The 22,063-nt window shown below is 75.5% G+C and carries 22 protein-coding genes and 1 riboswitch; of the genes, 3 read left to right on the top strand and 19 right to left on the bottom strand.

Features of this window, described 5'->3' with window-relative positions:
* Nucleotides 1-46: 46 nt before the first annotated feature.
* The 7 genes from OG710_RS01520 to OG710_RS01550 all read right to left on the bottom strand — a co-directional run bounded on the left by OG710_RS01520 (nt 47) and on the right by OG710_RS01550 (nt 6,722).
* The gene (locus tag OG710_RS01520; protein WP_330237725.1) at nt 47-1,087 is read right to left on the bottom strand and encodes an NAD(P)-dependent alcohol dehydrogenase; all 1,041 of its coding nucleotides are present in this window, start codon (nt 1,085-1,087) and stop codon (nt 47-49) included.
* A gap of 79 nt (nt 1,088-1,166) precedes the next feature.
* Nucleotides 1,167-1,937 carry an SDR family NAD(P)-dependent oxidoreductase gene (locus tag OG710_RS01525; protein ID WP_330237726.1) on the bottom strand — a complete coding sequence of 257 codons (771 nt, stop codon included), beginning with the start codon at nt 1,935-1,937 and terminating at the stop codon, nt 1,167-1,169.
* A complete protein-coding gene (locus OG710_RS01530; protein ID WP_330237727.1) occupies nt 1,934-2,620 on the bottom strand; it encodes a TetR family transcriptional regulator in 687 nt (228 codons plus the stop codon). The genes OG710_RS01525 and OG710_RS01530 overlap by 4 nt, the downstream gene beginning before the upstream one ends.
* An 89-nt stretch (nt 2,621-2,709) precedes the next feature.
* Entirely contained in the window at nt 2,710-3,927 is a 1,218-nt protein-coding gene (locus OG710_RS01535) for a PP2C family protein-serine/threonine phosphatase (RefSeq protein WP_330237728.1), read from the bottom strand.
* A gap of 114 nt (nt 3,928-4,041) precedes the next feature.
* Nucleotides 4,042-4,812 (bottom strand): GNAT family N-acetyltransferase, encoded by a 771-nt coding sequence (locus tag OG710_RS01540; RefSeq protein WP_330237729.1) that lies wholly within the window; start codon nt 4,810-4,812, stop codon nt 4,042-4,044.
* A 225-nt stretch (nt 4,813-5,037) separates the two neighbouring features.
* Entirely contained in the window at nt 5,038-5,943 is a 906-nt protein-coding gene (locus OG710_RS01545; protein WP_330237730.1) for an NAD(P)-dependent oxidoreductase, read from the bottom strand.
* A gap of 53 nt (nt 5,944-5,996) precedes the next feature.
* Complete coding sequence (locus tag OG710_RS01550; RefSeq protein ID WP_330242127.1) at nt 5,997-6,722, bottom strand: adenosylcobinamide amidohydrolase; 726 nt, start codon at nt 6,720-6,722, stop codon at nt 5,997-5,999.
* Between the two features lie 267 nt (nt 6,723-6,989).
* Between OG710_RS01550 and OG710_RS01555 the strand changes: the two genes are divergently transcribed.
* Entirely contained in the window at nt 6,990-7,991 is a 1,002-nt protein-coding gene (locus tag OG710_RS01555) for a PRC and DUF2382 domain-containing protein (protein WP_330237731.1), read from the top strand.
* 93 nt (nt 7,992-8,084) lie between these two features.
* Here the strand turns inward: OG710_RS01555 and OG710_RS01560 are convergent, their stop codons facing one another.
* The 12 genes from OG710_RS01560 to OG710_RS01615 all read right to left on the bottom strand — a co-directional run bounded on the left by OG710_RS01560 (nt 8,085) and on the right by OG710_RS01615 (nt 19,397).
* Entirely contained in the window at nt 8,085-8,864 is a 780-nt protein-coding gene (locus OG710_RS01560; protein ID WP_330237732.1) for an ABC transporter ATP-binding protein, read from the bottom strand.
* Nucleotides 8,861-9,913: a FecCD family ABC transporter permease gene (locus tag OG710_RS01565; protein ID WP_330242128.1), complete on the bottom strand. Its 1,053-nt coding sequence runs from the start codon at nt 9,911-9,913 to the stop codon at nt 8,861-8,863. Before OG710_RS01565 ends, OG710_RS01560 begins: the two co-directional genes overlap by 4 nt.
* 35 nt (nt 9,914-9,948) lie before the next feature.
* The gene (locus OG710_RS01570; RefSeq protein ID WP_330237733.1) at nt 9,949-10,989 is read right to left on the bottom strand and encodes an ABC transporter substrate-binding protein; all 1,041 of its coding nucleotides are present in this window, start codon (nt 10,987-10,989) and stop codon (nt 9,949-9,951) included.
* A 61-nt stretch (nt 10,990-11,050) separates the two neighbouring features.
* A riboswitch (cobalamin riboswitch) is annotated at nt 11,051-11,235 on the bottom strand.
* 66 nt (nt 11,236-11,301) lie between these two features.
* Nucleotides 11,302-12,528, bottom strand: a complete 1,227-nt coding sequence (locus OG710_RS01575) for a beta-ketoacyl-[acyl-carrier-protein] synthase family protein (protein ID WP_330237734.1) — start codon at nt 12,526-12,528, stop codon at nt 11,302-11,304.
* Nucleotides 12,525-12,785 carry an acyl carrier protein gene (locus OG710_RS01580; RefSeq protein WP_330237735.1) on the bottom strand — a complete coding sequence of 87 codons (261 nt, stop codon included), beginning with the start codon at nt 12,783-12,785 and terminating at the stop codon, nt 12,525-12,527. The genes OG710_RS01575 and OG710_RS01580 overlap by 4 nt, the downstream gene beginning before the upstream one ends.
* Nucleotides 12,786-12,877: 92 nt before the next feature.
* Complete coding sequence (locus tag OG710_RS01585) at nt 12,878-13,033, bottom strand: hypothetical protein (protein ID WP_158558505.1); 156 nt, start codon at nt 13,031-13,033, stop codon at nt 12,878-12,880.
* On the bottom strand, nt 13,030-14,910 hold the full coding sequence (locus OG710_RS01590) for an acyl-CoA dehydrogenase family protein (RefSeq protein WP_330237736.1): 1,881 nt from the start codon (nt 14,908-14,910) through the stop codon (nt 13,030-13,032). Before OG710_RS01590 ends, OG710_RS01585 begins: the two co-directional genes overlap by 4 nt.
* Before the next feature lie 52 nt (nt 14,911-14,962).
* Nucleotides 14,963-16,210: a beta-ketoacyl-[acyl-carrier-protein] synthase family protein gene (locus OG710_RS01595; protein WP_330237737.1), complete on the bottom strand. Its 1,248-nt coding sequence runs from the start codon at nt 16,208-16,210 to the stop codon at nt 14,963-14,965.
* 109 nt (nt 16,211-16,319) lie between these two features.
* Nucleotides 16,320-17,252 (bottom strand): carbohydrate kinase family protein, encoded by a 933-nt coding sequence (locus OG710_RS01600; protein WP_330237738.1) that lies wholly within the window; start codon nt 17,250-17,252, stop codon nt 16,320-16,322.
* A 145-nt stretch (nt 17,253-17,397) separates the two neighbouring features.
* Nucleotides 17,398-18,270: an ABC transporter substrate-binding protein gene (locus OG710_RS01605; protein WP_330237739.1), complete on the bottom strand. Its 873-nt coding sequence runs from the start codon at nt 18,268-18,270 to the stop codon at nt 17,398-17,400.
* A 124-nt stretch (nt 18,271-18,394) separates the two neighbouring features.
* A complete protein-coding gene (locus tag OG710_RS01610) occupies nt 18,395-19,021 on the bottom strand; it encodes a GNAT family N-acetyltransferase (RefSeq protein ID WP_330237740.1) in 627 nt (208 codons plus the stop codon).
* 49 nt (nt 19,022-19,070) lie between these two features.
* A complete protein-coding gene (locus tag OG710_RS01615; RefSeq protein WP_111334841.1) occupies nt 19,071-19,397 on the bottom strand; it encodes a cupin in 327 nt (108 codons plus the stop codon).
* 202 nt (nt 19,398-19,599) lie between these two features.
* Between OG710_RS01615 and OG710_RS01620 the strand changes: the two genes are divergently transcribed.
* Both OG710_RS01620 and pgm read left to right on the top strand, forming a co-directional pair.
* The gene (locus tag OG710_RS01620) at nt 19,600-20,313 is read left to right on the top strand and encodes a 4'-phosphopantetheinyl transferase family protein (protein WP_330237741.1); all 714 of its coding nucleotides are present in this window, start codon (nt 19,600-19,602) and stop codon (nt 20,311-20,313) included.
* A gap of 58 nt (nt 20,314-20,371) precedes the next feature.
* The gene (gene pgm / locus OG710_RS01625; protein WP_330237742.1) at nt 20,372-22,012 is read left to right on the top strand and encodes a phosphoglucomutase (alpha-D-glucose-1,6-bisphosphate-dependent); all 1,641 of its coding nucleotides are present in this window, start codon (nt 20,372-20,374) and stop codon (nt 22,010-22,012) included.
* Nucleotides 22,013-22,063: the final 51 nt, after the last annotated feature.

The raw sequence follows: 22,063 nt of genomic DNA on the forward strand, positions 1-22,063 counted from the left end.
CGGGGCGGGCCGTCGCGCCGTGCGACGGCCCGCCCCGCCGTGCCGGTCAGCTCTGCGGGAGGATGACGGCCCGGCCGTTGACCTTGCCGGCGTGCAGCCGCTCGTAGGCGAGCGGTGCCTCCTCCAGCGGGTACGTCTCGACGTGGACGTCCACCGCGCCGGCGTGGGCGAGGGCGAGCACCTCGGCCAGTTCGGAGCGGGAGCCCCAGTACGGGGCGGTGACCGTGGTGTTGAACGGCAGGACGCCGAAGCCGACGGGGAGGCTGCCCCCGCCGATGCCGACGATGGTGACGTCCGAGTCGATGGCGGCCGCGGCTCCGGCGGTGGCGACGGTCGGGGGCGCGCCGACGAAGTCCAGCACGACCTCGGCGCCGACGCCGCCGGTCAGTTCCCGGATGCGGGCCGCCGCGTGCTCGTCGGACAGGACGGTCTCGTGGGCGCCGACCGTGCGGGCGAGGGCGAGCTTGTCCTCGGTGACGTCGAGCGCGACGACCCGTGCGGACGTCAGGGCGCGCAGCAGCTGGATGGCGACGTGCCCCAGTCCCCCGGTGCCGATGACGACGGCGGTCGCGCCGGGCACCAGCTTCGGCAGGGAGCGCTTGATGGCGTGGTACGGGGTGAGGCCGGCGTCGGTGAGCGGCACGGTGCGCACCGGGTCCAGGTCGCCGATGGGCACGAGGTGGCGCGGGTCGTCCACGATCATGTATTCGGCCATGGCGCCGGGCGCGCCCAGGCCGGGCGGGTTGATGCCCAGCTCCGCCGCGCGCAGGCAGTAGTTCTCCTTGCCCTCGGCGCACTTGACGCAGGTGCCGCAGCCCCAGGGGCCGTAGACGGCGACGGACTGGCCGGTCTCCAGGCCGCTGACGCCGTCGCCGAGCGCGGCCACGGTGCCGACGCCCTCGTGGCCGAGGGTGAGCGGCAGCGGGTACGGGAACTGCTCGGCGGGCCAGCTCATCACGGCGATGTCGGAGTGGCAGACGCCGGCCGCGGTGACCTCGATCAGCACCTGTCCGGGGCCCGGTTCCGGGTCCGGGACGGTGACGACCTCGGGTGCGGCGCCTATCTCCCGGTACTGAACTGCCTTCATGGGGTCCTCCTCGACCTCGGTGCTTGCGTGATGGCCCCCGAATCCCCCGATCCCCCGGTCCCCCCGTGTGCCGTGCCGGTCAGGAGGCGGAGTAGCCGCCGTCGACCAGGTGGTAGCTGCCGTGGACGAACGAGGCGCGGTCGGAGAGCAGGAACGCGGTCAGCTCCGCGACCTCCTCCGCCCTGCCGAGGCGGCCCGCCGGGTGCAGCGAGATCAGGTGCTCGCGCGCCGGGGCGTCCGTGTCGCGCAGCAGCGGGGTGTCGATGAAGCCGGGGCCCACCGCGTTGATCCGCACGTTGTGGGCGGCGTACTCCAGGGCGGCGGTCTTGGTGAGGCCGACGACGCCGTGCTTGGCGGCGACGTAGGCCGGCGAGCCGGCGAAGCCGTTGGTGCCCAGGATCGAGGACATGTTGACGATCGCGCCGCCGCCCGCGGCGACGATGGCGGGCAGCTCGTAGCGCATCGAGTAGAAGACGCCGCTGAGGTTGGTGGCGACGACCCGGTCCCAGTCCTGGACGGGGTACTCGCCGGTCGGGTGGCTGGGGCCGCCGATGCCGGCGTTGTTCACCGCGAGGTGCAGTGCGCCGAAGGTGTCGACGGCGAACCGGATGCCCGCCTCGACGGAGGCGGGGTCGGTGACGTCCAGGGCGACGGCGGCGGCCCGTGCGCCGGCGCTCTCCAGCGCGGCGGCGGCCTCGCGGGCGCTCGCCTCGTCGTAGTCGGCGACGACGACCGCGGCGCCCGAGCCGGCGAGCCGGTGGGCGAGGGCCAGGCCGATGCCGGAGGCGCCTCCGGTGACAAGGGCGGTGCGGCCGGCGAACTCCTGGTCGGTGGGGGTGGTGGTGCTCATGGGGTGCCGATTCCTTCCGTGGTGCTGGTGGTGCGGGTGGTGCTGTGCGGCGCCGGGGCCGGGGGCGGGGTGACCAGCTCGCCGGCCAGGGCGTCGAAGGCGCGCTCGACGAGCCGGGGCAGCTCGTCGGGGCGGTCGCCGCGGACCCAGGCGGCCTGGGCGGCGAGCAGGGCGCCGGCTCCGGCGGCCACCGTGACGGCGGGCCGCAGGTCGACGAGCGGGTCGGTGCCCAGCCGGTCCGCGACGACGGCGACCGAGTCCGCCTGGGCGTCCACCCGGATGTGGTGGAACGCGGCGTACAGGGTCGGCTCCCGTTCGGCGAGGACCAGCAGTTCGTAGATCCGCGGCCGCCGGTGCCAGGCCGGGGCTTCGGGGTCGGCCAGCCAGTCCAGGACCGCCCGGCGGTACGCGGTGAGCGGGGGCTCATCGGCCGGGCGGGCGCGCAGCGCCGCGTTGATCCGGTCGCCGTCGCCCCGGACCGAGTCCAGGACGGCGGCCTCCTTGCTCGCGAAGTACCGGCTGAAGGTGCGGCGGTCGACGTCGGCGCGTTCGGCGATCTCCTCGACCGTGACCTCCCGGAGTCCGCGGTCGAGGACGAGCTCGAACGCGGCTCGGGCCAGTGCGTCCCGGGTCCGGCGGGCCTTGCGGCTCCGCCGTTCCGGAAGCTTCGATTCCGCTTGCATGTCTGTCACCGTACACCCGAAAATGTCCCGGCGCGACAGAAGTCTCGCCGGGACATGCAGGGTTCGGTGGGGTGGGCCGCCGCCCGTGGCTACGGCGCGCTGAACACCTCGGCGGCGCGCATCGCCTCGTGCCCCTCGTGCGGCGCGGGGATCTGCGGGGCGGCCGGGGCGGAGGTGCGGCGCAGGGCCAGTACGGCGACGTCGTCGCGCCGCACCCCGCTGGAGAACTTCTCCAGGTCCCGTTCGAGCGCGTCGAGCAGTTCGCGGGGGTCCCGGCGTGCCCAGCGGCTCAGCCGGGCGTCCAGCGGGTAGAAGTTCCCGGCCGGGTCGCGGGCCTCGGTGACGCCGTCGGTGAACATCAGGAGCGTGGCGCCGGGCGGGAAGTCGAGCCGTTCGGCGCTGCGGCCCTCGCTGCTGAGTTCCGCCATACCCAACGGTACCGAGGTCCGGCGGATCGGCACCGGGACGGCCACCCCGTCGTGCAGCAGCCGGGGCGGCAGATGGCCGCAGTTCACCGCTTCCACCCGGCCGTCGCCGTCGAAGCCGAGCACCAGCGCGGTGACGAAGCGCTCCGTCTCGCCGGTCTCGGCGGCGAAGGCGTTCTGCCGGGCGACGGCGTCCTCCAGGCGGTCCACGAGGCCGGTGAGGGAGGGTTCGCGGATGGCCGCCTCGCGGAATGCCCCGAGGACGGCGAAGCCCACGCCGATGGCGGGCAGGCCCTTGCCCTGGACGTCACCGATGATCACGCGGGTGCCGTAGGGCGACTGGACGACCTCGTAGATGTCCCCGCCGACCAGGTGGTCCTCCTCGATCGGCGTGTAGGTGCCGTGGGCGGTGAGCTGGTCGGTGGGGATGGGCAGCGGGCGCAGGATCTGGCGCTGGAGCGCGACGGCGGCCGAGCGCAGCCGGGCGATCTCCGTGGCGTGCCGGATGCGCAGGGCGCAGGCGCCGACGCTGAGGAGGCAGGCGAACACGGTGAAGACGATGCTGCTGACGATGTCCCAGGTGGTCCCGCCGGTCACCGCGCGGGTGACGACGGCCGCCCCGGTGACCCAGGCGCCGGCGGCCACGGTCTGGCCGACCGTCCCGAAGACCGACACGAGGGCGGGGGCGACGACGAGCAGCGGCACCAGACGCAGGTCCTCGCCGGCGAGGACGTCGAGGCCGACGATCACGGCGGTGAGCAGGGCCAGTCCGCCGGACAGTGCCCTGTTGCCGATACGGGGGGCGCGTGCGGCGGCCTCCCCGGTCTCGGTGCCGGGGAGCGCCGTACGGGGCGCGGGCCGGCTCAGGAGTCCGAAGGTCACGGTCCTCTCCTTCCGGGATCTGCCGGCCGGATGCCGGCGCTCACCTCCATTCGACCCGGAAACGCCCCGGAACACACGAGTCCTACGGCCCCGGGGGCCCGGCCGAAGGTCCCGTCATACGGCCGGCCCGCCGGGGACCAGGGCGCCGAGGAAGGCGGTACGGCGGCGCAGCGCGAACCCGAGCGACTCGTAGAGCCGGACGGCGCCGGTGTTGTCGGCGGCCGCGTGCAGGAACGGGATGTCGCCGCGCCGGCGGACCTCGTGGGCCACGGCGCGCACGAGCCCGCCGCCGATGCCCCGGCCGCGCACCGACTCGTCGGTGCAGACGGCGCTGATCTCGCTCCAGCCCGGCGGGCGCATCCGCTCACCGGCCATGGCGACGAGCACCCCGTCGCGGCGGACGCCGAGGTAGGTCCCCAGTTCGACGGTCCGGGGCTCGAAGGGGCCCGGCCGGGTGCGGGCGACCAGGTCGAGCATCTCGGGCACATCGGCGGGGCCCAGCCGGACGGCGTCCGGGAACGGCTCGGCGGCCACGCCCTCGTCCACGAGCTGGACGCCCTCGGCGTGGAAGACGATCTCCCAGTCCGGCGGCGGGAGCTCCCGGAACGCGGTGACGCAGACCATCGCGCCGGGCCCGGCGAGCGCCGCCGCGTCGGCCCAGTCGGCCGGCCCCGGGTCCTGGGGCATGGCGACCCAGGGGGTCACCTCGGGCGGATAGCGCAGGACGCGGCCCCGGCGCTCGGCGAAGTGCGCGTGCGGCCCGCGCAGCGCGGTGCCCACCGGATCGTCCAGCGGATGGGCGGCGGCCCCGGCCGCGGCGGCCGGACGGACGGACCCCTCCTCCTCCGGGCCGCCGTCACGGGTGATCACGTACGCGTTCGGCATGTGCTCCTGCTCCCTGTTCCGTACCGGGCGCCCGGCTGCCCGGCGCCACAGCTGCGGCAAGGACGGGTGGCGCGGGGCTATTCCCGTACCGTCGATTTCGACTCAACTACAGCCGTATATGAGCCGGGCGCCCCTGCGGTGCGCCGTCCTGTGGCACGCTGGTCGCGGCCGTCCCACCGGGCTCCCCCGTACCGGTGGGGCGGTCTTCGGCCGTACGCGGGCCCGTCAGCCGGCGTCGTGCCCAGGGGCCCGGCCCGCGTAGTACGTGGCGATCATGTCCTCCTCGCCGTGCCCGTCCGCCTCCGCGCGTTCGAAGCGGGCGGCCGACGCGGCGGCCAGGTCCAGCCGGACACCGGCGCCGGCGGCCGCGTCCAGGATGAGCCGGGTGTCCTTGAGGGCCGTGGACAGGGCGAAGCTCGGGGTGAGGTCCCCGGCCAGGACGGCGGCGGACTTGGCCCGCAGATAGCCCGTGTCGAGCGGTCCGCCCGCCAGCACGTCCAGGAAGGCGCCGGGGTCCACGCCCAGCCCCTCGGCGAGGTTCAGGCACTCGGCGACGCCGCCCACCATGTTGATCACCCAGGCGTTGATCACGAGCTTCAGCCGGGAGGCGTCCCCCGGCTCCTCGCCGGCCCGGACCGTGCGCCGCCCGATGGCGTCCAGCACGGGCCCGGCGGCCTCGACGGCGGCGGCGGGTCCGGAGACGAGGACGGTGAGCGTGCCCTCCTCGGCGGGCTGCCTGGTGCCGACGACCGGGGCGTCGACGTGGACGAGACCGAGGTCGGCGGCGCGCCGGGCCAGTTCGACGGCCCCGTCCGGGCCGACCGTGGACGTCTGCAGCAGCACCTGGCCCCGGTGCAGCCCCTCGGAGGCGGCGGTGAGCGCCGCGGCCACGGCGGTCGCGTCGGTGAGCGCCGTGAGCACGACATGGGCGCCGCGCACGGCCTCGGCCGCCGTAGCGGTGACGGTGGCGCCGTCCTCGGCGAGGGGGGCGGCCTTGGCCCGCGTACGGTTCCAGGCCCGGACCTCCAGACCGGCGCGCAGCAGGCTGCGGGCCATGGCCGCGCCCATGATCCCGGCGCCGAGTACGGCGACGACGGGCCGCTGCGGGGATGCGGGGACTGCTGAGGTCATGGGGTTCCCTTCATCGGCCGCGCGCCGGTCCCGGCGCACGGCGGCTTCGGCTCTCAGGGTTGCCGCAGCGCGCCCTCCAGCACGGCGGCGTGTACGGCGCGGGCGAGTCGCGCGCCCCAGCGGGAGCGCGGCCCGGCGAAGGGTTCGGCGGTGCCGTCCGGTCCGGGTGCGGGGGCGGCGACGCAGACGGCGTCGGTGGGGGTGCCCGAGCAGTCGAGTCCGGCGTCGAGGAGGGCCTGCACCTTGGCCTCGGTCGCGGTGGCGACGGCGTTGACCAGGGCGGCGTCGGTGAGGGCGACGGGCAGTGTCACCACGATGTTGACGGTGCCGGGGCGCGGCGGTTCGCCGGTGGTCTCGTCGGGGGCGGCGGCCCAGCCGCGTACGCCCAGACCGCAGGTGGCGGTGGCGTGGACGCCGCCGTCGTCGGCGGCGGTGTACGCGGTGACGTCGGCGGCGGTCATCAGTCCGGCGCCGGTGCCGGTGAGCCGGGCTGCGGCGGCGATCTCGGCGAGATGGCGGTCCGGGTCCATGCGGGGGTAACCGCCGGGGACCTGCGCGTTGAGAATCCAGTCGCGCAGGCCGATGCCGCCGCCCAGCACCGCGCTGCCGCACACCCGCCAGCCCGGTCCGAGCCGCCACACCAGGTGGTGCAGTTCCCGGCCGTCCTCCCGGCGGGCGAGGAGTTCGCCGCGCTGCCGGGGAAGGCGGACGGGTACGGAACGGATGGGGCACCCCCGGTGGCGCGGCTGGACGGCGGTCGGCACGGACCCGCCGATCATATGTGCCGTGACCGGGGCGTACGGGAGCCGCCCCGCGCCCCGCGCCCGGTGCGCGCGAACCAGCCCGTTCACCCGATTGGCGTAACCGGGGGAAGTGCTCCCGATCCGCGTGGCACGGGGGCTGCGCGGGGGTGGGGCGGAAACCGCGCCCCGGCCCCGGTGGCCGGGCGGTTGCAGCGTCCATCCGGGTGAGGCGCGATGGAATCCGGACGCGCCTTCTCTGCTGGACCCACCCACAGGACGCGCCCGGGCGAGGAGGAATCGGACATGGGAGCCGCTGACGGTTTCACGGATTCCGGAGAGCTCGACGGCCTGACGGTGTACGACACCGAGGGCGAGAAGATCGGCAACGTGGGCCGGGTGTATGTCGACGACAACACCGGCCGCCCGGACTGGATCACGGTGAAGACCGGCCTGTTCGGCATGAAGGAGAGTTTCGTGCCTCTCGCCGGAGCCCGTCGAGTGGGCTCCGACCTGCACATCTCGCACGGCAAGGACCAGGTCAAGGAAGCTCCCCGGGTGGACGCGGACGCGCATCTGTCCGTGTCCGAGGAGGAGGAGCTGTACCGGCACTACGGCCTGACCCGGAACACCCGGGGCAATCTCGGCGACGGCTCCGGGACCAACGCCCCGACCACCGCGGGCACCGGCACCATGGGCGCGGCGGGCACCGGAGCCGCGGCCGGAGCGGGCGCCGGCGCCGGGGCCGGGGCCATGGGTGCGGCCGGCACCGGCAGGCACCGCGACACCGACACCGCCGGTACGGGCGCGGGCCGTCCGCTGGCCGGGGCCGGGGCGGGCGCCATGCGGTCCGGCGCCGAAACGGGCGGCAAGGAGGAGATGATCCGCTCCGAGGAGCAGCTGCACATCGGCACCGAGGAGTACGAGAGCGGCAGGGCCCGGCTCCACAAGTACGTCGTCACCGAGAACGTCACGCGCACCGTGCCGGTCTCGCACGAGGAGGTACGCGTGGTCCGCGAACCGGTGCGGCCGGACGACCGGACGGCCGTGCGCGGGGACCTCACCGAGCAGGACATGGAGGTCACCCTGCACGCCGAGCGCGCCACGATGCGCAAGGAGACGGTCCCGGTCGAGCGCGTGCGGATGGAAACCCAGAAGGTGACGGAGCAGAAGGAGGTCTCCGCCGAACTGCGCAAGGAGCAGATCGACTACGCGGACGGCACCACCAAGGGCGGCAAGGACATGGGCGGCCCGGACATGGGCGGAAAGGACACGGGCGGCGAGTTCGGCCGTGGACGCCGGCGCTGACCGGCGCCGGCCCGGCCGACGCGGCGCACGACGATCGAGGGCGGACCCGCGGGACGGGTCCGCCCTCCCGTGCGCCGGGACCGGTGCGGGCGGTCAGGGCAGGAAGCGCACCGAGGGCCGGCCGCCCGGCCCGTCCGGGGTGACGACGGACCGCACCCGGTAGACGTCCCGGATCAGCTCCTCGGTGATCACCTGCGCGGGGCTGCCCGCCGCGACCGCGCGCCCCCGGTCCAGGACCACGATCCGGTCGCAGAACATGGCGGCCAGATTGAGGTCGTGCAGGGCGATGACGGCGGTCAGCGGCAGCGAGGTGACCAGCGACAGCAGTTCCAGCTGGTGCTGGATGTCCAGATGGTTGGTGGGTTCGTCCAGCAGGAGTTCGCGGGGGCGCTGGGCCAGTGCGCGGGCGATCTGGACGCGCTGGCGCTCCCCGCCGGAGAGGGTGTGCCAGGACTGGTCGCGCCGGTCGGTGAGGCCGGTGCGTTCCAGCGCCTCGTCCACCGCAGCCGCGTCCTCGCCGGTGGGGGCGGACCAGGCGCGGCGGTGCGGGATACGGCCCAGGCGTACGACGTCCAGGACGCTGAGTTCCTCCTGCGTGACGGCGTGCTGGTCGACGACGGCGACCCGCCGGGCCACGGCGCGCCGGCCGGTCGCGGCCAGGGGTGCGCCGTCCAGGGTGACGACGCCCGTGTGCGGGGCGAGGACTCCGGCCAGGATGCGCAGCAGCGTGGACTTGCCGGAGCCGTTGGGGCCGATCAGGCCGACGGTGGTGCCGGGTGCGGGGGCGAGGGTGACTTCGTCCAGCAGGAGCCGGCCCGCCGCCTCGCGGCCGACCCGGTCCGCCCGCAGCCCGCCGGCCATGGCCCCGCTCATGCCGCCCGCCTGGTGCGGTGGAGGACGAGGACGAAGGCGGGCACCCCGATCAGCGCGGTGACGACGCCCACCGGAACCTCCTGCGGGTCGAGGACGGTCCGGGCGAGGGTGTCGGCCCAGACCAGGAAGACGGCCCCGGCGAGCGCGGTGACCGGCAGCAGTCTGCGGTGGCCGGAGCCGGTGAGCGCACGGGCCGCGTGCGGCAGGACCAGGCCGACGAAGCCGATCGCGCCGGCCGCGCTGACGAGGGCGGCGGTGAGCAGTGCGGTGGCGCAGAGCAGGACGGTCCGGGTGCGGGCGACGTTCACGCCGAGGGCGGCGGCCGCGTCCTGGCCGAAGGCGAACGCGTCCAGCGTCCGGGCGTGGCCGAGGCAGACCGCCAGGCTCACCGCGAGGACGGCGGCACAGATGCGTACGTCGCTCCAGCCGGCCCCGCCGAGCGAGCCGAGGAGCCAGAAGAGCACTCCCCTCGTCTGTTCGGCGTCGGCGGCGGTCATCACGACGAAGGAGGTGAGCGCCGAGAACAGCTGCATGGCGGCGACCCCGGAGAGCACGACGCGGTCGGTGGAGCCGCCGAGGGTGTGGCTGAGCAGCATCACCAGGGCGAAGGAGCAGAGCGCCCCGACGAACGCCCCGGCCGGCAGCGACACCGCTCCCCCGCCGACGCCGAGCACGACGACCAGGACCGCTCCGGTGGACGCCCCGGAGGAGACGCCGAGGACGAAGGGGTCGGCCAGCGGGTTGCGCAGCAGGGACTGCATGACGGTTCCGCACACGGCGAGCCCGGCGCCGCAGACGGCGGCGAGCAGGGTGCGGGGCATGCGCAGGTTCCAGATGATGCCGTCGCGGATCGGGCTGAGCCGGGGCTCGCCGATGCCGAGGTGGGCGGCGACGGCGGACCAGACGTCGGGGACGGAGATCCGGGCCGGCCCGATGGTGACGGCGACCGCGACGGACAGGGCGAGCAGCACGGCGCCGGCGGTCCACAGCAGTCCGTCGCGCAGGGCGCGGGGGCGGGAGCGGTCCGGGGCGGCGGGTGTCCGCTCCATGGGGCCGGACGGGACGGCGGGGCGGCGGGTGTCCGTCACTTGGCGAGCCCGAACCCGCGCAGCCCGGCGGCCACCCGTTCCACGCCCTCGACGGTGCGGATGGTCGGGTTCATCGCCTGGCCGCTGAGCAGGACGTAGCGCTTGTGGCGTACGGCGGCCATGTTCCGGGTGACGGGGTTGGACTCCAGGAAGGCGATCTTCCCGGCGGCGCTCTCGGCGGTCTGCGACTTGCGGGTGAGGTCGCCGATGACCAGGACGTCCGGGTCGCGGTCGGCGACGGTCTCCCAGTTGATCTGCGGCCACTCGTCGTGGGTGTCGTCGAAGACGTTCTTCAGGCCGAGTTCGCGGGTGATGATGCCGGGCGCCCCGCAGCAGCCCGCCAGGTACGGGGACTCGGAGTTGGCGAACCAGTACAGGACGGTGGTGCCGGAGGCGTCGAGGCCGTCGGCCGCCTCGCGGACGCGGGTGCGGAGCCGGGCCACGAGCTTCTCGCCGCGCTCGGGCACGCCGAACACCCGTGCGAGGTCGCGCACTTCGGCGTAGACGCTGTCCATGGTGAGGGCGCCGGTGCGGACGCCGTCGCCGTCCTTGGTGTTGTCCTTGGCGGTGCAGTCGGCCGGGGCCACATAGGTGGGGACGCCGAGCTTCTCGAACTGTTCGCGGGGCGCGACGCCGCCCTTGGCGAGGGTCGACTCGAAGTCGGCGGCGACGAAGTCGGGCTCCTGGTCGAGGACCTTCTCGGACGAGGGCCGGTTGTCGGCGATCCGGGGCACGCCCGCGTTGGCCTTCTCCAGACCCTTCATCACCGGGTCGGTCCAGGTGGCGGTGGCGGCGAGGCGGTCCGCGAGGCCGAGCGAGAGCAGGATCTCCGTCGTGCCCTGGTCGACGGAGACGGCGCGCCGGGGCGGGGCGTCCACGGTGACGGTGCGTCCGCAGTTCTTCAGCGTGACCGGGTAGCCGTCCGCCTTCGCCCCGGCGCCGGCCCTGCCGGGCGGTGATCCGCCGCAGGCCGTCAGGAGGAGCAGCGCGGCGGTGAGCAGGGCGGCGGAACGGGCGGGGCCGGCTATGGGCGGCACGGAGTACCTCGGCGTCTCTGGGCCCAGGCGCGGGGCCCCCTGTACGGAACCCGCCGCCCGGTCCGGACGGCGGTCGCCAGCAGGTCTTCGGACTCGGGTTCACGCGGACGGGACGCCTTCCCGGCAGACGCTGTCTGCCAGTGGCCGTGGTCCCGCCCGTCCCCCTCACCGCTGCGCGTCAGTTCCGGATTCGCACCGGATTCCCTGACTCCTTGGTGGAGTTCGACTGGCTCCGGCACGCTACCACGAGGGTCCGCGCAGCTCAGCGCCGCCTGCGGGCCCCGCAGGCGGCCGGGCGTCCGGGCATCCGGCTCAGGGGCGGCGGAGCGCGACCACCGCGTTGTGGCCGCCGAACCCGAAGGAGTGGCTGATGGCCCGGCGGACGGGCCGGACCAGCGGTTCCTTGGTGACGCAGTCGATGTCGAACCCGGGCTCGGGGGCGTCCAGGTTGGCGACGGGCGGAACGACTCCGCGCTGGAGCGTGAGGACGGTCAGCCCCGCCTCGATGGCCCCGGCGGCGCCCATGCAGTGGCCGAGGACGCCCTTGGGGGCGGTGACGGGCGGCCGGTGCGGGTACATCCGGCCGATGAGCGCGGCCTCGGCGGCGTCGTTGCTCAGGGTCGCCGTGCCGTGCGCGTTGACGTGCTCGACGTCACCGGCCCGCCAGCCCGCGTCGCGCAGCGCCGCCTCCACGGCGGCCCCGGCGATCCGGCCGTCGGGGTGCGGGCTGGTGGGGTGGTGGGCGTCCGTGGTGGCCCCGGTGCCGGCGAGCAGGGCGCGCGGCTCGGCGCCCCTGGCCTCGGCGTCGGCCGCGCGTTCCAGCACCATGACGGCGGCGCCCTCGCCCATCACGAGCCCGGCCCGGTCGGCGGCGAAGGGGCGGCAGAGCCGGGACAGGTCGCCGCCGTCCGGGTGGGCGGCGGCGCCGGAACGGGCGAACCCGGTCATGGCGATGGGGAAGACCGTCGACTCGGTGGCCCCGGCGATCGCCACGTCGCACTGCCCGCCCGCGAGCATGTCGCGGGCGACGGACAGCGCGGTGACACCGGACGAGCAGGCCGTGCAGGGGGCCATGCTGGGTCCGGTGGCCCGCATCTCGATCGCGATCTCGGCGGCCGGCATGTTGGGGATGGTCAGCAGCACCCCGGCGGGCGAGGTCGCCTCCGGGCCCCGCCGCTCCAGGACCAGCGCCTGGTCGGTGAGGTGGGCGGAGCCGCCGCTGCTGGTGCCGACGACGACGGCGACCCGGCTGCCGTCCCAGCCGGCCGGGTCGAGCCCGGCGTCGGCGACGGCCTCCCGAGCGGCCAGGACCGCGAACTTGACGTACCGGCCCATCCGGAAGGCGGTACGGCGGCCGATCTCGGCGTCCAGGTCGATGCCGTCGACCACGCAGGCGAAGTCGATCGCGCAGCCTGCCAGGGCGGGGACGGTGCGGACCGGGCTGACCGCGGCGCACACACCGTTCCAGGTGGACTCGGTGTCGTTGCCGACCGGGGTGATCATGCCCAGCCCGGTGACGGCGATGGCGGGTGTCCTCATCGGGTGCTGCCCACCGGGCTGCCGCCGCCGGCCGCCGCGCGCAGGTGGTCGGAGAGCTGGGCGAGCGTGGTGCTCCGGTGCAGGGTGCCGGTGTCCAGTTCGACGCCGGTGGCCTCCCGGAGCACGACGGCGAACTCGGCGACCGCGAGGGAGTCCATGTCCAGGCTGTCCATCGTGGAATCCGGGAGGATCTCGGCCACGGGCACCTTGAAGGTACGGCTGAGTACATCGGTGATCCGGGGGTGAATCGTGCTCATGGTCTTCCTTTCCTCGTGTCCATCCGGTGGGGGGTGTCCGGCGCCGGCGCGCACTGTCCCGACGCCGGAACAACTGAGCAGCGACCATCCGGTTACGCCTTGCGGCGAACCGATTCGGCACCGCTCGTCCGCGCCGGGCCGCATCCGCGTGCGAGCAGGGCGACGGTGGTCCAGTACGCGAGGAGCACCGCCCCGGTCCCGGCGGCCCGCACGGCGTCGGCCGCGCGGCGCGCCCACGCGCTCCTCATCGGCGTCCCTCCCCCCGGTGCCAGTGGGCCCCGGGGTCGTCGTAGGCGTCGGCGTACCGGGCGTCCGTGATCGGCCAGTCGGCGAGCACCTCGTCCGGGAAGGCGAAGGAGTCGGCGAGTTCCGGCAGGTGGGGGGCGACCGCGCCGATCGCCTCCTCGATGCGGTCGGTCAGTTCCTCGACCTGACCGGCGCTCAGGTGGCCGGCCGCGAGCAGGTTGCCGCTCTCGCGGGCGACCCGGCCCAGGGCGAACAGCCGGGCCAGCTCGCCCAGCCGGTCGCGGGCTGGGCCGGGGGGCACCGCCGCGACGGCGTCCGCGTACGCCTCGGCGGCCAGCCGGCAGGCGTGGGCCTCGACGCCGCGCAGCGCCGGGCCGGCCGCCGCGTTCCAGCGCTCCAGCGGGTCGCCGAGCGCCACCGGCGCCGCCCGCGCCCCGGCGCGCGCGAACCAGATGTCCTCGGCGCGGCCCAGGAGCCGGGCCAGGAACCGCGGGTCGGCCAGGTCCCCGGTGAGCGGGGGGTCCGGCTGCCGGGCGGGCCCGGCCGCCGCGGCGGCGGCGAGCAGCGCGGCGGCCCTGGCGTGCACGGCGAGGTTGTCGCCCTCGGCGGTGATGGCGCCCTCGACGCCGGTCACCAGCGCGGCCATGCCGTTGGTCTCCAGCAGCCCCTGGGCGCCGCACCGTTCGCGTGACTCCACGATGACCGCGCGGGCCTGCCAGGTGATCCACCCCTTGGCGATGTCGACCAGTTGTTCGGCCGCCTCGCGTTCGGGCTCGGGCCCCGCCGCGGCCGCCTCCCAGCGGTCCAGGACGCGGCGGTGCAGCAGGCTCATGGCGAAGACGGTGGCCATGGCCTCGGCGAGCGGCCCGTGGTGGGTGCGGTGGGCCATCACGGGCAGCCGCCGCCCGCTCCGGCCCGCCGAGACCTGGCGGTGCCCGCCGTACCGCACGGCGACGGCCAGCGTGGCGCGGGCGGAGCCGACCGCGCTGGCGCTCATGCAGATCCTGCCGGGGACCACCCGTGCGATCGAGGCGAGGAAGCGGCGCCTGCGGCCCTCGACGGCGCTGCGGAACACACCGTCGTCGCCGATCCGTCCCTGCGGGCCGGACAGCAGGGCGTCGCGCGTCACGAAGACGCGGTCGAAGGAGGTGAGGCAGTGGTCGACGGGGCTGCCCATGCGGGCCGGGAGGCGGCGCACGCGTACGCCGGGCAGGGGTCCGACGGCGCCGGTGAGCGGCACCAGGAACAGGAACACGCCGTGGTCGGTGCCGTCCGCGACGAGCCGCGCGGCGACGAGCCCCGACTTGGGGCCGCCGGTCCGGCCGGTGTTGGGCATGAACTTCTGCGCGCCGCAGTGCGGGGTGTGCAGGACGAACCCGTCGCGTACGGGGTCGTGGGTGGCGGTCGTCTCGACGGCGGCGGCGTCGTTCCCGTGGGCCACCTCCGTACACAGGAAGGTGCCGGTACGGCGCAGGTCGAGGAAGTCCGAGAGGTCGCGGGAGCCGTCCGCGTCGTGGTCGAGGAGGCTGCCGAGGAAGAGGTTGTAGTGGATTCCGGCGATGGTGGCGAGGGCCGGGTCGACGGGCGCGAGCCACTCGTGCAGGGCGGCCAGCGCCCGGAAGTCGGCGGCCGGGCGGGCGGCGCTGTCCAGCGCGTCGTTGAGGGTGCGCAGCCGTGCGTACGCGCGGACGAGCCGTTCCTCCGGGGTGCCGCCGGCCTCGGGGCCGGGGGGCAGGCGGAACGGCTCGGTGGCGACGAGCCGGCGCCAGAATCCGTGCTCGCGGCGGGCGTCGGCGCCCAGGAGTGCGGCGGTGAGCGGGCGGTCGAGGGGCTCGGCGCCGGTCTTCGTGGCGCCGGGGCTGTCGAGCGTGGTGGTCATACAAGGCTGAACGACCGTCGCACGATCAGGACACCGGAACCCGCGCAGTTGTTCACCTGACGGAGTGTCCGGCGTGTTCGAATGCGAGGACGACGTTGTGTCCGCCGAAGCCGAACGAGTTACTGAGGGCCCGCTCGACCGGGTGGTGGCGCGGCCCTCCGGTGACGCAGTCGATGTCCCATTCGGTGGGCGGGGCCGCGAGGTTGGCGACCGGCGGGATCACCCCGTGTTCCAGGGTCAGCACGGTGGCGGCGGCCTCGATGGCGCCCCCGGCGGCGAGTGTGTGCCCGAGGACCCCCTTGGGGGCGGTGACCGGGGGGCGGTGCGGGAAGAGGCCGGCGATCAGCGTGGCCTCCATGGCGTCGTTGAGCGGGGTGGAGGTGCCGTGGGCGTTGATGTGGTCCACCTGGTGCGCGGCCCAGCCCGCCTCGCCGAGGGCGGCCTCGACGGCGCGCCGGGCGCCGCGGCCGGCGGGGTCCGGGGCGGTGGGGTGGTGGGCGTCCGTGGTGGACCCGGTTCCGGCGAGCACGGCCCGGGGGCGGGCGGAGCGGGCGGCGGCGTGGCCGGCCCGCTCCAGGACCAGGACGGCGGCGCCCTCGCCGAGGACGAAGCCGTCGCGGTCGGGGGCGAAGGGGCGGGAAGCGGCGGCCGGGTCGCCGGCCCGGGTCGAGAGCGCGCCCAGCTGGGCGAAGGCGGCGGCCACCAGCGGCGTCAGCACGGATTCCGCGCCGCCCGCGACGACGATGTCGCACCGGCCTGCGGCCAGCAGGTCGTGCGCGGTGGCGAGCGCGGTGGCGCCCGAGGCGCAGGCGGTGGCCGGGGCGAGGCCGGGGCCGCGGGCCCCCAGGTCGATGGCGATCTCGCCGGCCGCCGCGTTGGGCATCATCATCGGCGCGAGCAGCGGCGAGACGGCCTGCGGGCCGCTCGCGTCGAGCCGGCGGACGCTGTCCACGAGGACGGGGACCCCGCCCACGCCGACGCCGAGCACGACGCCCACCCGGTCCCCGTCCCAGTCGCGCGGGCGCAGTCCGGCGTCGGCGACGGCCCGGCGGGCTGCGAGGAGGGCCATCTTGGTGAACCGGGCCATCCGCCAGCCGGTCCGCCCGCCCAGCGCCTCGTCCAGGTCGGTGCGGTCGGCCGGGCAGACGAAGTCGGCGGGCAGGCCGGCCAGTTCCGGGCGGCGCCGGGCGGCCGAGCGGCCCGCGCAGAGCCCGGCCCAGAAGGTGTCCTCGTCGTCGCCGGCGGGGGTGACCAGGCCCAGGCCCGTCACCACGGTCGTCGTCCTCGCGTCCCGTGTCATGGCACGGCCCTCCCCTGTGTCGTCCGGTTCCCCGGAATCCGGTCCTCGCAAGGGGAACGCGCGCGGGGGCGCCCAGGGTGCGGGCGGACGGTGCCGAATGTGCCGTCGGTCAGGGGCGGTCGAGTGCGGCGCGCAGTTCGGCGGTGTCGGGCGGGTTGGCGCCGGCCCGCGCGACGGTGACCGCCGCCGACGCCGCCGCGTGGCGCAGGACGTCGCGCACGGTGTCCGGGTCCGTCGCGCGCAGCCGTTCCCTGCGGTCGCCGCCGAGCAGGCCGTGGGCGGCGAGGGCGTGCAGGGTGCCGGACATGAAGGCGTCGCCGGCGCCCACGGTGTCGACGACCTCGGCGGGGAGCGCGCCGATGTCCACCCGTGCGCCGGGCAGCAGCGCCGTGGCCCCGTCGCGGCCCCGGGTGACCAGGACGAGGGCGGGTCCGGCGGCGAGCCAGCGCCCGGCCGCGGCCACCGCGTCCCGGCCGGGGTACAGCCACTCCAGGTCCTCGTCGCTGGCCTTGACCACGTCGCTGAGGCCGGCGCACCGCTCGACCCGGCGCACCGCGGTGTCGTGGTCGCCCATCAGGGCGGGCCGCACATTGGGGTCGTAGCTCACGGTGGCGGTGGTCCGCAGCGACTCGACGGCGGCGTGCACGGTGGCCGCGCCGGGTTCGGTCACGGCCGCGATGGACCCGGTGTGGACGTGGCGGGGGCGCCGGTCGAGGGCGACCGGGCCGAGGGTCCAGGCGACCTCGAAGGCGTACGAGGCGCGGCCCTCGCCGTCCAGGGTGACGACGGCCGCCGGGGTGGGGCCGGTGGCGTCGTCGGTGCGCACGGCGACCCCTCCCCCGGTGAGGTGGGCGCGGATCAGCCGCCCGTTGTCGTCCGGGCCCAGCTGGGTGAGCAGGGTGGTGTCGTGGCCGAGCCGGGCCAGGCCGTGGGCCACGTTGGCCGGACTGCCGCCGGGGTGGACCCGGTCGGGGGCGCCCGGCAGCCGGACGATGTCGGCGACGCATTCGCCGATGACCAGGAAGTCGGGGCGGTCGTGCATGGGGGCGGGTTCTCCCGGTGTGCGGGGGCGGCTGACGGGGTGTCCGGCCGCCGGGGCACGCCGGACACCCGTGCACCCTCGCACGCGACCGCCCTCCGGCGCACGAACCGGGGGTGTCCGGCGGGCGGGGCTTCCGCAACGTGTCCTAGGACTCCAGCGCGTCCGCGACCAGGTTCAGGAACCGGGCGTGGGCGCGGGCGCTGCACACCGGTTCCGGATTCCACGGGACCACGCGGGCGGTGTCGGTCAGGGCCGCCCAGCCGGCGTTGCCGCGCAGTTCGGCGAGCGGGGTGGCGTTGGACCGGATGTCGGCGAGGACGATGCCGGGGCGCAGGGCGGCGGCTTCGGACCAGCCGGTCGTGGACCAGTTGGCGCCGGGGCCCTCGGCGGGCTCCAGGAGGTTGACGCCCAGGTCGGCCAGGACGCTCAGCTCGGGCCACATGCGGGGGCGGGCGAGGTGGGCCCCGTCCGGGCCGGCCGGTGACAGGGCGAGTACCCCGGGCCGGGAGGGGCCTGCGGTGAGCGTGCGCAGCCGGTCCACGGCGGCGTCCCGTTCGCGCGTGGCGGCCGCGGGTTCGCCGGCGCCGAGCGAGCGGGCCAGTTCCGCGAACCGGTCGCCGATCCCGGCGAGGGTGCGCTCGCGGCCCACGTCGATGACGACGACCGGGACCCGGTCCTCCAGGTGCTTGGCGGTCTCCGGGTCGAGGCCGTAGACCTGGCCGCCGCCGTAGCTGACGGCGACGACGAGGTCCGGCGCGCCGCGCAGCAGGGCGTCCGTGTCCAGGGCGGCGCCGGCTCCGGCGTACGCGATGCCGTCCAGGGGCAGCGAGCCGGTCTTGGCGGGGTCAGGGGCGGCCGGGTCGTCGTGGCCGGAGCCGAAGAGCCCGGCCGGGCGTATGCCGTGGTCCCAGAGGGTCGCCCCGGCCTGGACGTAGGCGAGCACCCGCTGCGGGCGCTCCCCGGTTGCCGACAACTGCCCCCGGTCGTCGGTGAATTGCCACACGGTCCGCTCGTTCACGTCACATGCCTCCCCAACGGTGGCCCGCCGCCCGTGCGGTGGCGGTCGGGGAGTACCTGCCCAGCGGGGGCGGGCGGCATCCTCCGGGACGGCGACGGCCCGGAGATCCGGCCGGGAAAGGCCCCTACAGGTCCGGCTCGGTGCCGCGGCCGAGGTAGGTGACGGGGCCGGGGTCGGGGACGTCGATCTCGGTGAAGCCGAGGCGGTCGTAGAAGATCCGGGCCGGGGTGTTGGAGGTGAGCATGGAGAGGTGGACGCCCCGGACCCCCTTGGCGTGCAGGGCCGCGAGGAAGGTGCGCATCAGGGCCTTCCCGTAGCCCTTGCGCTGCCATTCGGGCAGCAGGTCGATGTGCAGATGGGCGGGGTGTCCGGCGAGTTCCGGGAGCACCATGCGCTCGGGGGTGTGCAGGAGGGCGGCCATCGCCTCGCCGGGGCTGCCCGGCGGGCCCTCGGGGCGCGGGTGGCGGTCGGCCACGAGGGGCAGCCAGCGCTCGCGGAACTCCTTCGCGAAGCGGGCGGTGTCGGCGGTGCCGAGGATGTAGCCGACCGCGCGGCCGGTGCCGTCGTCCAGGACGAAGACCAGCTCGGGTTCCAGCTGGGCGTAGGGCGTGGCGAAGATCGACGGAACCAGGTCGTGGTCCGGGTAGACGTGCCGGGCGTCGCCGCCGCCGTCGGCGGTCCGGATGCAGATGTCGGCGAGGGCCGCACCGTCGCCGGGGCGGTAGGCCCGTGGGCCGGGAAGAGGGTTCACGGGCTCATCCTGCCGACTGGGAGAGCGCTCCCACAAGGGATTGCGTAGGTTACGGGTTGACGGCCGTGAGGAGCACGACGGCGTCCTCCAGGGCGAGCAGTCCGTGCCGTTCCTGCGGGATCGGGTGGAGCTGTCCGGGGGTCAGTTCGACGTCGCCGGAGTCCGCGGTGAGCCGGACGGAGCCGCGCAGGACCTGGAGCGAGGCGGCGGGCGGGGCGTTGTGCTCGTCCAGCGCGGCGCCCGAGGTCAGGGCGATGACGGTCTGCCGCAGCGGGTCCTGATGGAGCAGGAGGTGGGCACTGCGGCCGTGCGGCGAGTTGCGGGCGGCGGCCAGGTGCTCGGCGGCGAGTGCGTTGAGATTGTTCGGAGCGTCCATGGGCCCCACTCTGCCGCAGCCCCCGCCGGGCCGCGAACCTGCCGCGCGGATTCCGGCCGCGCGCCGGCCGCGAGCGGCCATCCGGTGACGAAGAGTCGAACACACGTCGGGTTCGCCGGGGATTTCCCTAGGATGGGAGCGTCCCGCGCCGCCGGTGTCCGCACGCCGCAGCGCCCGTACCTGCCGAGGAATCGACGTAACGGTGTACCAGCCCCACGTGTTCACGCTGACCGAGGACGGCTACCGGGGGCCCGCTCCCTCCTGGCGCCCCGGAGCCCCCTCCGTCTGGCTGGTGGACACCGAGCGGAACGCGGAGGCCGTCCGGCGGCTGGCACCCGGCGTCCTCGACGCCTCCGAGCGCGCCCGTGTGGAGCGGCTGGCGTTCCCGGCCGACCGGGAGTGCTACACCGCCGCCCATGTGGCCCTGCGGCTGCTGCTCGGCGTCCACCAGGGCGTCGCGCCGGACGCGGTACGGCTGGTCCGGGAGCGCTGCCCGTCGTGCGACGGTCCGCACGGCCGGCCCGCGACCGGCGGCGGGGTGCACTTCTCGCTCTCGCACACCCGGGGTGTCGCGCTGCTGGCCTTCGCGGACCGGCCGGTCGGCGTGGACGTCGAACGTGTCCCGGAGCCGCGGGTCGTGACGGAGATCGCGGGACAGCTGCACCCGGCCGAGGCGGCCGAACTGGCCGCGCTGCCGCAACGGGAGCGGCCCGCCGCCTTCGCCCGCGTATGGACCCGCAAGGAGGCGTATCTCAAGGGGGAGGGCGTCGGCCTCGCGGGCGGTCTGCACCGCGACCACATCGGCACCGGGCCGCACCCGCTGGACCCGCCGGGCTGGGCGGTCGCCGATGTCGCCGTCCCGGCCGGGTACGCGGCGGCGGTGGCCGCCGGTACGGCGGGGCGCCCGCCCGCGTAGGGCCGCGACCGGCGAAAATGGCAGTTCGCACCGACCGACCGATACGGAGGAGTGGCAGATGCCGCACGCACGAGCCGGACAGCAGGCGCGCCCCGAGGATCTGACCGACGTGGCACGGCTGGTGACGGCGTACTACGCGCTGCACCCCGATCCGGCCGAGCCCGGCCAGCGGGTGGCGTTCGGGACCTCCGGGCACCGCGGCTCGTCGACGGCCGCCGCGTTCAACGAGGACCACATCGCGGCGACGAGCCAGGCGATCAGCGAGTACCGGGCCCGGCAGGGCACGGACGGGCCGCTGTTCCTGGGCGCGGACACGCACGCCCTGTCGGAGCCGGCCCGGGTGACCGCGCTGGAGGTGTTCGCCGCCAACGACGTACGGGTGCTGATCGATTCCGGGGACGGCTACACCCCGACGCCCGCCGTGTCGCACGCCATCCTCACGTACAACCGGGGCCGTACGTCGGGGCTCGCGGACGGGGTGGTGGTCACCCCGTCCCACAACCCGCCGGGCGACGGCGGGTTCAAGTACAACCCGCCGAGCGGCGGACCGGCCGGCTCGGACGCGACCGGCTGGATCCAGGACCGGGCCAACGAGATCATCACGGGCGGCCTCAAGGAGGTCCGCCGGGTGACGTACGCACGCGCGCTCGCCGCCCCCACCACCGGCAGGTACGACTTCCTGGGCACCTATGTGGCGGACCTGCCGTCCGTGCTCGACCTGGACGCGGTGCGCGGGGCGGGGGTGCGCATCGGCGCCGACCCGCTGGGCGGCGCCTCGGTGGCGTACTGGGGGCGGATCGCCGAGGAGCACCGGCTCGATCTGACCGTGGTCAACCCACTGGCCGACCCCACCTGGCGGTTCATGTCGCTGGACTGGGACGGCAAGATCCGGATGGACTGCTCGTCGCCGCACGCGATGGCCTCGCTGATCGGGCAGCGCGACCGCTACCAGATCGCCACCGGCAACGACGCGGACGCCGACCGGCACGGCATCGTCACCCCCGACGCCGGGCTGATGAACCCGAACCACTATCTGGCCGTGGCCATCGACTACCTGTACGCGCACCGGGAGGACTGGCCGTCCGGGGCCGGGGTCGGCAAGACGCTGGTGTCGTCCGGGATGATCGACCGGGTCGCCGCGGACCTCGGCCGGCGGCTGGTCGAAGTGCCGGTCGGCTTCAAGTGGTTCGTGGACGGGCTGGCCGACGGGTCGCTGGGGTTCGGCGGCGAGGAGTCGGCCGGGGCGTCGTTCCTGCGCCGGGACGGCTCGGTGTGGACGACCGACAAGGACGGCATCCTGCTCGCCCTGCTCGCCTCGGAGATCCTGGCCGTCACCGGCGAGTCCCCGTCCCGGCGCTACGCCGCGCTGACGGCCCGCTTCGGCGAGCCCGCGTACGCGCGGATCGACGCCCCGGCCGACCGGGAGCAGAAGGCGGTCCTCGCGCGTCTGTCGCCCGAGCAGGTCACCGCGGACACCCTGGCCGGTGAGCCGGTGACCGGCGTCCTGACCTCGGCGCCCGGCAACGGGGCGGCGATCGGCGGCATCAAGGTGACCACCGAGAACGCCTGGTTCGCCGCCCGCCCCTCGGGCACCGAGGACGTGTACAAGATCTACGCGGAGTCCTTCCGGGGCGCCGAGCACCTGGGCCGGGTCCAGGAGGAGGCCAGGGCCGTGGTCTCGGCGGCGCTCGGCGCCTGATCCGGCGGGACCGTTCCTCCCGGCCCGGCACCGGGAGGAACGGTCATCCGC

Origin of the sequence: Streptomyces sp. NBC_00525 (assembly GCF_036346595.1) — a bacterium.
Taxonomy (GTDB): domain Bacteria; phylum Actinomycetota; class Actinomycetes; order Streptomycetales; family Streptomycetaceae; genus Streptomyces.